Source organism: Microbacterium sp. BE35, assembly GCF_031457705.1.
Classification (GTDB): domain Bacteria; phylum Actinomycetota; class Actinomycetes; order Actinomycetales; family Microbacteriaceae; genus Microbacterium; species Microbacterium trichothecenolyticum.
The window spans coordinates 767,723-781,075 of sequence record NZ_JAVDXD010000002.1 but is presented as its reverse complement, the minus strand read 5'-3'; the positions used below and the strand labels follow the sequence as shown (position 1 = coordinate 781,075).

The following is a 13,353-nucleotide window of genomic DNA, read 5'->3' as shown; positions in this document are numbered from 1 at the left end:
CGCTGCTCGGCGACCGGGTTGGTAGGCTGTAAGGATTCCCGCGGCCCTCGGCGCCGCGCCATGCTTGCTCGCGAACCGCCGTGCGAGCCCCCAACAGCAGAGAACTCCACCGAATGACGCATTCCCGCGCCGGCGACGGAACACCGAAGCGCCGGCTCTCGGGCCTCGGGAGGCATGTCCGCACGCACGGCTCCGCGTTGGCCCTCGTCGGACTCGCGAGCATCATCGGCGCGCTCGCTTCGTTCGCCTTCCAGATCCTCACCGCCCGCTACCTCGGGCCGGCCGACTTCGGTCTCCTGTCCGCCTTCTTCGCGATCGTCAACGTCGCCGCGATCGGCAGCTCATCCGTTCAGAACTCGGTGACCGTCGAGACGGCCTCAGCCCTGGCGGCCGCGGTGCCCGAGAGCCGCCGCAGCCGGTGGCCCGTCGAGGCGCTCGCCATCGGTCTGACCGGCGGCGCGATCGTTGCCGTGCTGTCCCCGGTGCTGGCCGCCTCCCTCGACACGACGGTTCCCGTCGTCCTCGCCGCCGCGGTGTGCGTGCCGCTCAGCTTTCTCTTCGCCGACTCGCTGGGACTGATCCAGGGGACCGGGAACGCGTCGGGCGCGGTGTGGTGGTCGACCGCGTCGCTGGTGGCACGAGTCCTGTTCGTCGTCGCCGCCATGGCGGTCGGCTGGGGGCTCGGCGGCGTCGTCGGCGGTGTCACCGCGGCGACTGCTGCCGCGGTGGTCGGCGCGCTCATCACGGCTCGCCACATCCCGAGACCCCCGCGTGGGGTGTTCAGCAGAGCGGGACTCACCGTCGTCGTGCTGACGATCTCGTTCGCCTGGTTGACGAGCGCAGACGTGTTCTTCCTGCGCAGTACGGCGTCTGCCACCGTCGCCGGCACGTACGCTTCCGTCGCCGTGCTCGTCAAGGCGGCGTTCCTGCTGCCGTCCACGCTGTCGCTGTACCTGCTGCCGCGGTTCGTCCGCAACATCGACGAGCCCGGGCTCACGCGCGCCGGTGTCATGGCGACGCTGGGACTGTCGGCAGTGGGAGGCATCGCCATGATCGCGCTGTTCGCTCTCGCCGGAGCCCCGATCATGTCGCTGCTGTACGGTTCCGCCTACGAAGATGGCGCGGCCATCCTCGTGCCGGTCGCCGTCGCGTACCTGCCGTGGATCATGGCTCAAGGCATGCTGATCCGCATCACCGCCATCTCGTCGCGGGGCGCCGCCGTGCTGTTGGTAATATCGGTAGCCGTCCAGTGGCTGGTGTTCACGGCGGTACTCCCCGACATCGCAGCCATGCTCACCGCATTCGGTCTGCTCGGCGTGATCGTACTCGTGGCGTTCCTGCTCTTCGATTGGCTGAGGTCGAGGAGGTCCGTCAGGATCGAAGGCAAGGAGAGGACATCGAATGAGTCGGCGGACTGACGGAGTCAGCGGATACATCGCGGGAGGTCTAGGCAACCAGTTGTTCATCCTGGCCGCCGCATGGGACCAGGCCCGTCGGCTGGACTGCCCCCTCTACCTGGATCGCTCACACTTCGCGGTCGCTGGAACACATCGCTATGGGCTCGAGGCCGTCAGCGTGCCCGCGATCGAGCTGGCTCCCCGAGAGAGCTGGCGGTCCGTGCGCATCAACAGCGAGCGCGTACTCCCCGTGCCGACCAAGGTGGGCCGGGTGTTCATCGAGCGCACCGCAGATGCGTACATGCCGAGCATCGAGGCCATCCGTCCTGGAACGACCCTGCTCGGCTACTTCCAGTCGCCCCGCTACTTCGAACGCGTGCACGCGGATCTTCTCCAGGCGATGTGGTCGACAGCGGACACCGAGTCGGAGACGGCCCGGATTCGCGAGATGGGCGAGCGCCCCGCGATCACGCTCCATCTGCGCCGGGGCGACTACCTCGCGGTGCCAACGGATCGGCAGTTCATCGCATCCGTCGACTACGCGATACGCGCGATCCGGCTGCTGCGTCGTGAGGGCATCGATCTGCCCGTCCGCGTCTTCTCGGATTCGGTGGACCTCGTCAAATCGGAACTCGCCACCGCGCCCGGCGAGTTCGAGTTCGTGGAGGACGATGCGGCGCTGGGCACATGGGCGACCCTGAAGGCGATGGCGGCCGGCAAGGCGATGATCATGAGCAACTCTAGCTTCAGCTGGTGGGCAGCCGAGATGATGCAGGACCGGTCGGAGGCGCTCGTGGTGGCACCGCGACCGTGGACGCTCAGCGGCACGGCCAAGGCCGATCTGCTGCACCCGGACTGGGTCACGCTCGACGCCCGCTGACGCACAACCGGCTTCAGGCGCCGGCGACGCCTTAAGCCGGTTGTGCGAGACCGCGATCGACCAGGTCGTCCACTACGATGTCGGACGGGGATCGCGGGTCGGCGGTCTTCGATCCTCGATGCGCATCCGTCGACCGGAGGAACTCGCGCACGCGGTTCAGGTCCCACAGCGACAGCATCGCGGTCGTGCCGATGCCTTCCGATCGCTCGGTCGCCATCCGGTGGACGAGCGTGGGGAGACCGAACACGGCAGCCTCCTCCTGCACCCCGCCCGAATCCGTGACGATGAACGCGGCGGCACGGAGGGTGTCCACGAACTCGCTGTGCTCCTGCTTCGCCATGATCGAGAACTTCTGAAGTCCGAAGGAGGCGATCGTCCGCTCCATCGTGTCGCGCGAGTAGGAGTCGACGACGACCTTCATCGGCAACGGGCTCTCCTGGTCCAGCGCCACGAGGGTGTCCCGCACGAGCTGCGGGTTGGAGATGAACTCGAATCGGTGCAGCAGCACCAGCCCGTATTCCTCGTCGGCGACGACGATGCGGCCGGCGGCGGCGTCCCGCACGGCATCGACCACGGTGTTGCCGTGGGTCATGACCACGTTCGCGCGGCCCGCGAGATTGGCTGCGGCCTCCTCGGCAGGTGCGTAGTGGATCTGCGCGAGGCGGCCGACGATGCGGCGGTCGAGTTCTTCGGGGAACGGATGCCGCCAGTCGCCTGACCGCAGCCCCGCCTCGACGTGTGCCACGGGGGCGCCGGCGAGACGTCCGATGAACGTCCCGAGGACCGTCGTGACGGTGTCGCCGTGCACGATGACGACGCTGTTGCGGGGCAGGCTCTTGCGGATGGAGCGGAGATTTCTCAGCGTCCAGATGCCCACGTCGAACATCCAGCCCACCATCTGCAGCGGGGTCTTCAGCGGCTTGCCTCGCCACCCGTCGGCGATGACGCGGTCCGGTGCGCGAAAGCCGAGCTGAGGCATCGCGACCCTCAGCGCATCCGTGTGCTGCTGCGTCACCCAATGCTCGTAGGGGATGCCGCGCGCATCCAAGCGCCGGGCGATCGGGGCGAGCTTTATGGCTTCGGCGGTCGTTCCGTAGATGAAGACGATCATCGAGGCTCCGTTCCGGGCGCTGCGCCCTCGTGCGGTTGGCGCGACTGCGCAAAGGATCTCCGGTGGATCACGACGCCGCGGACCAGACCGAGCCAGAACGGGACGACGAAGAGCGGAAGACACGCCACGTATGCCCATACCGCGCGCCCCCGGCATCCGTTGACGGCGGCGACTGATGCGGGCAAAAGGATCAGCACGACGGTCGCCACGACGACCCAGCCCGCCACTGCCCCTAGGCCGGCGACCAGCAGAGCGATCAGCACGCCGACGAACAGCAGCGGTGCGATCGCGAGAAGGAGCAGGATCACCGAGCGGGCCGCCGTGGTGCCGGCGTAGCTGTCCACGAATAGCGTTCCACGGTCGTACGTGTGCCTCACGAAGCCGCGAACGGTCGTGCGGGGGCGGTAGGTCGCTGCGAACGCCGGATCGAGGCGGATGGAGCGCGTCTGCGCGATGCGGCGGAGGACCTTCGTGTCGTCGGAGACGAGCCGCGCGTCGCCCTGCGGCCAAGCGAACTCGAACGCATCGACGAGCGCGTCCCGTTGCGCCAGGAACATGGTGGTTCCCTTGGGCACGCGATCGAAGTTCTCAGCTGTGAGGTCCATCGCCCGGGGCGAACGGAGGTAAGACCCCCAGAAGACATGGGTCGGCACCTCCCAGAACAGACCGACCAGCGGCGCGCGAGCGTCGGTGATCACGGTCGCGTTCCAGGCGACCCGGTCCGGCTGTCGCGCGATCTCCCCGAGCGCATGCCGAAGGGCGTCCACGTGGACCAGGACCCGGGAATCGAGGAGGAGCACCAGGTCCGCCGTCGACCGGGTGATCCCGGTCCAACGTGCGATGAATCGACCTTGGTTGGATTGCGCGATGACAGTCAGAGCACCGGGGAAAGTCTCGGCCAGAGACGTGACGACGTCTGCGGTGCCGTCCGTCGAGCCGTCGTCGACGACGATGACCTCGACGACGACCTCCGCCGCCCGCACCGCGCGGGCGAGTGCGTCCAGGGTCGACGGGAGCCACTTCGCCGAGTTGTACGACGGGATGACCACGCTGAGCGTCGGCGCCTGCGCGCCGCTGTCCGAAGGACTCATACGATCTCAGCCCTCGGCAGTCTCGCCCACGGCGGGCTGGGACCTGCTGCGCTCGAGTTCGGTCACCCGCAGTTCGAGCAGGGCGGCACGCTCCGCGAGAACACGGGTCTCGGCTTCGAGATCGGTGAGCTCGGCGCTGTGCTGGATGCACACCAGTACGAGGATGGCGATGCTGACGAAGAACACCAGGTTCGTCGGCAGCACGACGCCGGCGACCGCGGTCGCCCACACCAGCACGTCGGGGAAGATCCCGACGATCAGGGCGAGGGTCGCCGCCAGCAGCCACCACACCGCGTGCCGCTCCCGCAGTCGCCGCCGCCGCAAGAGCTCCACGACCACGATCAGCGTGACGATCGCGGCGGCGATGCCCAGGATGTAGCTGGTCGGGGTCATGCGGGCGCTCCACGCTCGATCATCACGGGGGCCGGTCGCAGGTAGGCGAACCCGAGCGCCAGGAAGGCCCGCATGAGGTACACCGCGGCCTTGACGGGGTTGTGCGAAGGGCGCCCGCCCGCACGAACCCGCATGGCAACGGGAACCTGCACGATCCGGCATCCTGCGCGGGCGGCGATCACCAGTGCCTCGATGGTGTCGCCGAGGTACTCCGCCGGGTAGTTCTCCGCGAAGAGGGCGATCGCCCGCGGCCCGCAGGCCTTGAATCCCGACGTCGTGTCGGTCAGCTTGGTCCTGGCCGTGCGACTGAGGACGCCGGCGATGATCCGCATCGCGAAACGTCGGACGCCGTGGGCCTGATAGTCGCCGACGCCGGCGAAGCGTGCGCCGATGACGATGTCCGCCGTGTCGAGGTGCGTCAGCAGCTCCGGGACCGCCGAGGGATCGTGCTGTCCGTCCGAGTCGATCTGCACGACGGCATCGAAGCCGTTCTCCACGGCGAACTTGAAGCCGAGCCTCATCGCGCCGCCGACGCCCAGGTTGAAGGGGAGCCGGAGCACGTCGGCACCCGCTGCCTCGGCGACCGAGATGGTGGCATCCTTGGATCCGTCGTCGACGACCACGCAGCGAACGCCGGGGAGCGACGCACGCACCTCCCGCACGACGGCGCCGATGGCTTCCTCCTCGTTGAACGCCGGCATCACGATGAGCACGCGCGAGGGAGATGACATGCGTTCGATCCTACCTGCGGGCACCAGGAGCGCCCGATAGCGGTCCGCGGGGCTCACGCGAGCTGGTTGTTCCACATCGACAGCGCCGCCCCGATCGCCATGTGCATGTCGAGGTACTGGTACGTGCCGAGACGCCCGCCGAACAGGACGTCCTTCTCACCCTTGGCGAGCTCACGGTACGCGAGCAGGCCCGCACGGTCCTCTGGGGTGTTCACGGGATAGTACGGCTCGTCGTCGCGCGACGCGAAGCGGGAGAACTCCCGCATGATGACGGTCTTGTCGGTCGGGTACCGGTCGGCGCGCTCCGGGTGGAAGTGCTTGAACTCGTGGATTCGCGTGTACGGGACGTCCACGTCCGCGTAGTTCATCACCGACGTGCCCTGGAAATCGCCGACCTCGAGCACCTCCTCTTCGAAGTCGAGCGTCCGCCACGAGAGCTCGCCCTCGGCGAAGTCGAAGTACCGGTCGACCGGCCCGGTGTACACGACGGGGACGTGCCCGACGGTCGCCGCCTTGCTGAGCGGCTGCGTCTCGTCGAAGAAGTCGGTGTCGAGTTGCACCTCGATGTTGGGGTGGTCGGCCATCCGCTCCAGCCAGGCGGTGTAGCCGTCGGTCGGGAGACCCTCCCAGGTGTCGTTGAAGTACCGGTTGTCGTAGTTGTAGCGGACCGGGAGGCGGCTGATCACCTCGGCCGGGAGGTCCTTGGGATCGGTCTGCCACTGCTTGCCCGTGTAGTCGCGGATGAAGGCCTCGTAGAGGGGGCGTCCGATCAGTCCGATCCCCCGCTCCTCGAGGTTCTGCGCGGCCTTTTGGTCGAACTCCCCCGCCAGCTCGTGCACGAGCGCCCGCGCCTCGTCGGGCGAGTACGCGGCCTGGAAGAACTGGTTGATGGTGCCGAGGTTGATGGGCAGGGGGTACACGACGTTCTTGTGGTTCGTGTACACGCGGTGCACGTAGTTCGTGAAGGTCGTGAAGCGATTGACGTACTCCCACACCGTCGGGTTCGAGGTGTGGAACAGGTGCGCACCGTAGCGGTGGACCTCGATCCCCGTCGTCGGCTCGTCCTCGCTGTACGCGTTGCCGCCGATGTGCGCGCGGCGGTCGATCACGGTGACCTTGCGCCCCGCGGCTGCAGCTCGTTCGGCGATTGTGAGACCGAAGAATCCGGATCCGACGATGAGAATGTCCATGCGATTGCTTTCGTTCGTAGGGAATCGGTCAGCCGCGCGGCGCGGGCAGATGAGCGGAGATGACGCCGTCCAGTCGGGGGACGAGCATGCGCACATAGCGCAGGTTCAGGTGGTCGGCGTCGAAGTAGACGGGCTCGCCGCCGATCACTGCGTAGCACGACGCGTCGTCGCAGAAATCCGAGGTGAGGTCGATGGGCACGACGTGCTCGCCCGCCATGGCCGCAGCGGCCGCCAGGAGAGGATCGGCGGGTTGCGCCTCGGCACGCGGACGCGCGCATTCGATGGGGTCGGCCGCATGCAGGACGACGCAGTCGGCGCTGCGGACCTCGCCGTTCAACGGCGGGTCCCCGATCGGGATGACCGTCGCGCCTGCTGCGGTCCAGGCGGTCCAGTCCGTCTCCAGTCCCGCGACGAACTGATCGGTCTGCGAACGTCCGGACCCGTCGTCGACGAGCTGAAGGCGGGCGGCCATCGAGGTCAGGACGATGTCGGGGCGATCCTCGACGATGCGATCGCTGACCGCGCGGCTCCACGCACGGCAGTCCGCCGCCTCGGATTCCGACGCGGGTGTGCGGAACCCGACGAACGCGACGTCCGCGGCGGGACAGCCGCCGAACAGGCTGATCGTCAGCCTCCAGCCATGCTCCGCTGCTATCTCGAAGACGGCGCCCTGCCAGTGCTCGGCGTGCGAGTCGCCGACGAGCCACACATCCGCAGCGTCCGATCGACCGGCCGAGAAGTCGCAGCTTCGAGTGGTCTTTCGCCCCCCGAACACGAGCTCGGACGTCTCCACGCACTCGGGAGCGGAGAAGAAGGGCGAGTTCTTCGTGGTCATCTCCGTCGACACCGCCGGCCCGAACGCGTCGGGGCACCCGTCCACGTCGCGGATCGCCGCCGGACCGACGCAGGATCCCGCCGGCAGCGGAGCGTCCCGCGACTCCGCGGAATCCCTCGCGGCGGTGCCGGCGAACAGCCCCGCCGCGATCACGAAGACGACCAGCATCCCGGCGCCCATGCCTAGCAATGACCGCCGCACGGACCCGCTCCACCACCGCGCCCGTCGGCCGGGATCTTCGACGTACCGCTTGGTGAGGCCTGCCAGCACCAGCGCGACAGCCAGCACGCCGAGCTTGGATGGTGCCGCCAGCTCCCCGCCGAGGACGAACGGGGCGACCACGATCAGCGGCCAGTGCCACAGGTACAGCGAGTACGAGACGTCGCCGACCCACTGCACCGGCGCGCTCGAGCTGACGCGCGTGTGCCAGGCCTTCTCGCCCCGGGTTCCCGCCACGATGATCGCCACAGTGCCGAGCACCGGCAGCAGTGCGGTCCATCCCGGAAACGGTGTCTGCGGACCGAACCACACGGCCGCCGCGAGGATCGCTGCGAAGCCGACCGCAGCGAGCATCGCACCGAGCACACGTCCCGGCGCGAAACGATGTGCGCTCAGTGCGATCAGACCGCCGAACGCGAACTCCCACGCCCGGGTGAAGGTGGCGAAGTACGCCTGCGAGGGCGATGACACGGTGTAGGCCACGCTGGCCGCGAGCGAGAGCACGGCGATTACCGAGAGCACCCCGAACGCGGCGCGGCGCCGGCTCGGTGTGGGCCACGAGCCGCGCCCGACGACCCACAGACCCGCGAGCAGCACGATGGGCCAGACAAGGTAGAACTGCTCCTCCACAGAGAGCGACCAGTAGTGCTGTGCCACGCTCGCGGCGTCGTTGACCGCCGAGTAGTTCACCGACAGGGCTGCGAGCAGCCAGTTCTCCACATAGCCTGCGCTGGCAGCCACCTCCGCGGCGTTGCGCTGCCACTGCGCGGACGGCAGGAAGACGGCGACGAGCAGTCCCGACACCGCCAGCACGAGGAGCGCCGCCGGCAGCAGCCGCCGGATGCGGCGGGCATAGAACTGACCGAGGCGGATGCGGCCGGTCGCCGCCACTTCTGAGAACAAGTGGGCCGTGATGAGGAAGCCCGAGATCACGAAGAAGACGTCGACTCCGACGTAGCCACCCGGCAGCCGCGTCGGCCATAGGTGGTCGACCACGACGAGGACGATCGCGAGTGCTCGCAGCGCCTGGATGTCGGGACGGAACCGCTGCGACCGCTGGGGTTGCCGACGCTGCTCGGCGGCAAGGGGAGTGAGAGCGGTCATGGCGTGGAGGTGTGCGGCAGGGCGGGAGGACGGCGTCCGAGGAGATCAAGGACGGATGCCGCCCACCAGCATACGTGAGCCTCGCCTGACAACTGCGCCCCCGCACCGCACTCGGGATGCCCGCAGGACCCGGCTGATAGCATTCCACCGATCTTCCCCCGCCCCAGAGGACCTCCCTACATGAGCGCAGCGCTTACGTCGATCCACCGTGTCACCGGAGATCGACAGACGTCCCCTGTCGTCGCGACGGCGGGTCACACGCGATGAGCGAATGGCTGGGCGCGCTCGGCGCGATCCTCGTCGCTGGGGCGATCATCGTCGTCCCCGGCTACGCCGTCGTCCGGATCCTCGGATTCCGGGGCCTGCACGCATGGGCATTCGCCGGACCGGTCGCGGTGCCCGTGATCGCCGGCGCTTCCTTGATCGCCCCGCTTGTGGGCCTCCCCTGGTCCGTCTGGGCGCTGCTGGCAGTGGCTGCGGTCGCGTGCCTGATCGCGCTCGCGCTGCGTCTCTCTCTCAGGAAGTGGATCGGGCTCCGCCCGACGACCCGCCCCCGCGCGGGCGGCGCACTCGCCGTCGGGCTGGTCCTCGGCGGGAGCCTCATCGCCGCACAATTCGTGCTGATCGTGGGCGATCCGCGCAATATCTCGCAGACGTTCGACAACATCTTCCACCTCAACGCCGCCCGCTACATCCTCGACACCCAGAACGCCTCCCCGCTCAGTGTGTCGCAGCTGACCCAGGGCGTGTCGGACCGGATCACCTTCTATCCGGCGCTGTGGCATGGCGTGGTCGCGCTGGTCGCCGGTTCGACCGGCGCCTCGCTCGCCGTCGCGTCCAACGCCGTCATGATCGCGGCGGGGGCGCTGGTCTGGCCCGCGTCGCTGATGCTGCTGGGCACCCAGATCTTCGGTCGAACCCGCACGTACGTCGTCGCACTGGGCATCCTCTCCGCAGCCGCCCCGGCCTTCCCCATCCTGATGATCGACTACGGCGTGCTGTTCCCGTACTTCCTCGCGGTGTGCACGCTGCCGGCAATCATCGCCGGCACGCTCGCCATGTTCGGGCTGACGGAGCGCACTCCCGGCTCCACGTTCGTCCCGTGGCTGGTGGTGCTCGCGGCGGCCGTTCCCGGCCTGCTGCTGGTCCACCCGAGCGCGTTCATCGCGTGGCTGCTGCTCGCGGGCATCGCGGCGATCGTCGCCTTCGTCCTGTTGGCGCGACGACGCCCGGGCCGGCGTCGCATCGCGATCGCCGCTGTCGCGCTCGGCGTGGCGGGCGTGGCGGGATTCGCGCTGTGGCGCGCGCTGCGCCCCGCGATCGACCTCAACCTCTGGCCGCCGTCCCAGACCCCGGGGCAGGCGCTGGGCGAGGTGCTCACGCTGTCGATGGAGCGGGCTCAGGTCCCCGTGATCCTCGCCGCGGCGATGCTGCTGGGTGTCGTCGTCGCCTGGCGGCGCGGCACCGTCGGCTCGCGGATCGCCGTCGGCTACCTCGCGGTCCTGATGGTGATGTTCATCATCACGACGTCGATGCAGTGGCTGTGGCTGCGACGCGCGATCGCGGCCGCGTGGTACGACAACTCGCCCCGTCTGGCCGCCTTGATCCCGTTGATGGCCGTGCCCATCGCGGCGTTCGGTGTCGAGGCCGCGTGGAGGTGGTTCGTGCGCCGGGGGCCGCGTCGGGTCACGACGTCGGGGACGCCCGCGTACGCCGCGCTCGTGGCGGTGGGCTGCGTCAGCCTCGTCGCCGCGACTCAGCTGATCTCCATCCCCAACGCGATAGAGCGCGCGCGGTACGTCTACATCCCGTCGGAATCGTCGCCCCTGCTGACGCCCGATGAGTTCGCCCTGCTCCGTGAGCTTCCCGAGCTGGTTCCCTCCGACGCGGTGATCGCCGGGAATCCGGGAACGGGCACCGCGATGGCCTACGCCATCGCAGGGATCGAGGTGCTGCATCCGTCCGTTATCATCGCCATGAACGACGACATCGCCCTCATCGACAACGAGACCAATGATGCATCGCCGGGCAGCCCCGTATGCGGCGCTCTGCAGCGCACAGGAGTGAACTACGTCCTGGACTTCGGCACGCAGCAGATCAACGGCGAGAACTACCAGTACCCGGGGTTCGAGGACCTCGACTCCTCCGAGTCGGTCGAGCTCGTGAAGCAGATCGGCGAGGCGCGGCTCTATCGGGTGGTCGGCTGCGACGGCGAGTGATCCGGCGGCTGCGAAGGCGCACGCGCGTTCGCGACCGCAGGCCCGGAGGAGACTCCCAAGGTCGCGTCGATAGGATGTCGACGCGACTCCCCTGACCGACTCGGCGGTAGAGCGCCGTCTCCGAACACAGAAGGTTGTGCATGTCTGAAAGCCCCGCGTCCGAAGGTCGCCGAATCGTCCACCGTCTGACGTTCCCGGGCGACGCCGACCCGATGGCACTGCCGCTGTACGCCGACACCCGGACCGCGGTGTCGAACCCGCAGGCGTCTCATGCACCCTCTCGCGAGGAGCGGGAGCGCGTCGGCGGGAAGAGCAAGGAGCCGCAGACGCTCGGGCCGACGATGCTCGCGACCGCGCGGAAGTCGCTGTCGCGCATCGAGCGCCACTCCGTCACGGTCGCAGCCCGCTCGACGGTGTCGTTCGCGACCTACTTCAATGCCTTCCCTGCCGCGTACTGGCGGCAGTGGACCGATGTCGACTCGGTACGGCTCACGGTGGAGATCGAGGGCGAGGCCGGCGTCAACGTGTTCCGCTCGACGGTCCGCGGGTCGTTCCGCCGCGTCGCCACCGAACCGGACGTCACCGGTGTCGTCGAGTTCGACGTCTCGCTGAAGGATTTCGGCGACGGAGGCTGGCTGTGGTTCGACCTGGAGACCGGTGGCGCGTCGGCCAAGATCGTGTCGGCCGCGTGGAGCGTCGACGAGCGCCACGCACGCCGCAAGGGCACGGCCGCCGTGTCCATCACCACCTACAACCGTCCCGACGACTGCGTCACGCAGATGGAACTGTTCGCCAAGTCGCCCGACCTGCTCGAGGTGCTCGACCGGCTCATGATCGTCGACCAGGGCTCGAAGCTCGTGAGCGAGGCCGATGGATTCGGTGAGGCGGCCGCCGCGCTGGGTGACAAGTTCACTTTGCTGCGCCAGCCGAACCTCGGCGGCTCCGGCGGGTTCGCCCGAGGAATGTACGAAGGTACGCGCGCGACGTCCGCGGACTACGTCATGCTGCTCGACGACGATGTCGTGGTCGAGACCGAGGGCATCGTCCGCGCCGTCGCCTTCGCCGACTTCTGCCGTACCGACACCATCGTCGGCGGTCATATGCTCAACCTTTACGAGCGGTCGGTGCTGCACAGCTTCGGCGAGAGCGTCAACCTCTACCGTGCCATGTGGCACCCGGTCGCCGAGTCGCTCGAGTCGTTCGACTTCAACGTCAAGGCGCTCCGCTCCGACGCGACGCTGCACCGGCGGATAGACGTCGCGTACAACGGTTGGTGGATGTGTCTGATCCCCCGGGCAGCGATCGAGCGCATCGGTCTCTCGCTCCCGGTCTTCATCAAGTGGGATGACGCGGAGTACGGTCTTCGGGCGTCGAAGCAGGGCATCCCCACGGTGTCGCTGCCCGGCGCAGCCGTCTGGCACATGCCCTGGACGGAGAAGGACGACCGGCTGGACTGGCAGGCCTACTACCACCAGCGCAACCGTTGGCTCGTAGGACTGCTCTACTCGCCGTATCGTCAGGGCGGCGCGCTCCCTCGCGAGAGCTTCCTCGCGGACGTCAAGCACCTCCTGACCATGCAGTACTCGCCCGTGGCCATGCGGGTCCAGGCGCTGGAGGATCTGCTCAGCGGGCCCGCTCACCTCCACGAGACGCTCGAGCAGCGGGCGGCCGAGATGCGGGGGTTGCACTCGAGCTACCCCGACGGGCAGGTGCTACGCGACGTCGCGTCCTACCCGGCCGTCGCCCGACGTAAGCCGACGCGCAAGGGTCGCACTCCTTCGGCACCGGCCTCGGCGCCCAAGTGGCTGTTGCGCGCCGGCACTTCGGCGGCCCGCAACTACGTGAAGCCGTCCAGCGACTGGGATCTCCCCGAGGACCGCGTCGCCTCGGACGAGGTCCGCTGGTGGCGCTTCGCCGGGCTGGATGCCGCGCTGGTGTCGACGGCGGACGGGACGGGCGCGTCGGTGTATCGCCGCGATCGCGGCGAGTTCCGACGTCTTCTCCGCCGCAGCCGGCAGCTGCACCTCGAACTCGTGCGTCGCTGGGACGACCTCGCGAAGGAGTACCAGGGCGCGCTCGCGGATGTCACGTCGCCGGAGGCGTGGGAGCACACGTTCGGGATCGGCGAGCAGCCTCGTCCTTAACGGTCGGTGCGCTTCGGCTGGAGCGCGGCGGACGACGCC

The 13,353-nt window shown here is 68.6% G+C and carries 10 protein-coding genes; 4 read left to right on the top strand and 6 right to left on the bottom strand.

All coding sequences use genetic code 11. The features are described 5' to 3' along the window. Positions 1–113 precede the first annotated feature (113 nt). Complete coding sequence (locus J2Y46_RS09610; protein WP_310241925.1) at positions 114–1,418, top strand: oligosaccharide flippase family protein; 1,305 nt, start codon at positions 114–116, stop codon at positions 1,416–1,418. Continuing rightward, complete coding sequence (locus J2Y46_RS09605; protein ID WP_310241923.1) at positions 1,402–2,277, top strand: alpha-1,2-fucosyltransferase; 876 nt, start codon at positions 1,402–1,404, stop codon at positions 2,275–2,277. The genes J2Y46_RS09610 and J2Y46_RS09605 overlap by 17 nt, the downstream gene beginning before the upstream one ends. 31 nt (positions 2,278–2,308) lie before the next feature. On the opposite strand, the gene J2Y46_RS09600 is transcribed toward J2Y46_RS09605, so the two are convergent. From J2Y46_RS09600 to J2Y46_RS09575, 6 genes are read right to left on the bottom strand one after another with little or no spacing between them, the layout of a single operon-like run. Next, positions 2,309–3,388 carry a UDP-N-acetylglucosamine 2-epimerase gene (locus J2Y46_RS09600; RefSeq protein WP_310241921.1) on the bottom strand — a complete coding sequence of 360 codons (1,080 nt, stop codon included), beginning with the start codon at positions 3,386–3,388 and terminating at the stop codon, positions 2,309–2,311. Continuing rightward, positions 3,385–4,479, bottom strand: a complete 1,095-nt coding sequence (locus tag J2Y46_RS09595) for a glycosyltransferase family A protein (RefSeq protein WP_310241919.1) — start codon at positions 4,477–4,479, stop codon at positions 3,385–3,387. Before J2Y46_RS09595 ends, J2Y46_RS09600 begins: the two co-directional genes overlap by 4 nt. Before the next feature lie 6 nt (positions 4,480–4,485). Next, complete coding sequence (locus tag J2Y46_RS09590; RefSeq protein WP_310241916.1) at positions 4,486–4,872, bottom strand: DUF2304 domain-containing protein; 387 nt, start codon at positions 4,870–4,872, stop codon at positions 4,486–4,488. After that, positions 4,869–5,603 (bottom strand): glycosyltransferase family 2 protein, encoded by a 735-nt coding sequence (locus J2Y46_RS09585; protein ID WP_310241914.1) that lies wholly within the window; start codon positions 5,601–5,603, stop codon positions 4,869–4,871. Before J2Y46_RS09585 ends, J2Y46_RS09590 begins: the two co-directional genes overlap by 4 nt. A 53-nt stretch (positions 5,604–5,656) precedes the next feature. Continuing rightward, complete coding sequence (gene glf, locus J2Y46_RS09580) at positions 5,657–6,793, bottom strand: UDP-galactopyranose mutase (protein WP_310241912.1); 1,137 nt, start codon at positions 6,791–6,793, stop codon at positions 5,657–5,659. 28 nt (positions 6,794–6,821) lie between these two features. Further along, complete coding sequence (locus tag J2Y46_RS09575; RefSeq protein WP_310241910.1) at positions 6,822–8,951, bottom strand: acyltransferase family protein; 2,130 nt, start codon at positions 8,949–8,951, stop codon at positions 6,822–6,824. 263 nt (positions 8,952–9,214) lie between these two features. Between J2Y46_RS09575 and J2Y46_RS09570 the strand changes: the two genes are divergently transcribed. Both J2Y46_RS09570 and J2Y46_RS09565 read left to right on the top strand, forming a co-directional pair. Next, positions 9,215–11,170, top strand: coding sequence for a DUF6541 family protein (locus J2Y46_RS09570; protein ID WP_310241908.1), 1,956 nt, complete (start codon positions 9,215–9,217; stop codon positions 11,168–11,170). Positions 11,171–11,310: 140 nt separating this feature from the next. Then, entirely contained in the window at positions 11,311–13,314 is a 2,004-nt protein-coding gene (locus J2Y46_RS09565) for a glycosyltransferase (protein ID WP_310241906.1), read from the top strand. Positions 13,315–13,353: the final 39 nt, after the last annotated feature.

Excerpts from the sequence above, each read along its gene's own strand:
- J2Y46_RS09610 (WP_310241925.1), top strand. The coding sequence starts at position 114 with ATGACGCATTCCCGCGCCGGCGACGGAACACCGAAGCGCCGGCTCTCG.
- J2Y46_RS09570 (WP_310241908.1), top strand. The coding sequence starts at position 9,215 with ATGAGCGAATGGCTGGGCGCGCTCGGCGCGATCCTCGTCGCTGGGGCG.
- J2Y46_RS09565 (WP_310241906.1), top strand. The coding sequence starts at position 11,311 with ATGTCTGAAAGCCCCGCGTCCGAAGGTCGCCGAATCGTCCACCGTCTG.
- glf (WP_310241912.1), bottom strand. The coding sequence starts at position 6,793 with ATGGACATTCTCATCGTCGGATCCGGATTCTTCGGTCTCACAATCGCC.
- J2Y46_RS09575 (WP_310241910.1), bottom strand. The coding sequence starts at position 8,951 with ATGACCGCTCTCACTCCCCTTGCCGCCGAGCAGCGTCGGCAACCCCAG.
- J2Y46_RS09590 (WP_310241916.1), bottom strand. The coding sequence starts at position 4,872 with ATGACCCCGACCAGCTACATCCTGGGCATCGCCGCCGCGATCGTCACG.
- J2Y46_RS09600 (WP_310241921.1), bottom strand. The coding sequence starts at position 3,388 with ATGATCGTCTTCATCTACGGAACGACCGCCGAAGCCATAAAGCTCGCC.
- J2Y46_RS09595 (WP_310241919.1), bottom strand. The coding sequence starts at position 4,479 with ATGAGTCCTTCGGACAGCGGCGCGCAGGCGCCGACGCTCAGCGTGGTC.
- J2Y46_RS09605 (WP_310241923.1), top strand. The coding sequence starts at position 1,402 with ATGAGTCGGCGGACTGACGGAGTCAGCGGATACATCGCGGGAGGTCTA.
- J2Y46_RS09585 (WP_310241914.1), bottom strand. The coding sequence starts at position 5,603 with ATGTCATCTCCCTCGCGCGTGCTCATCGTGATGCCGGCGTTCAACGAG.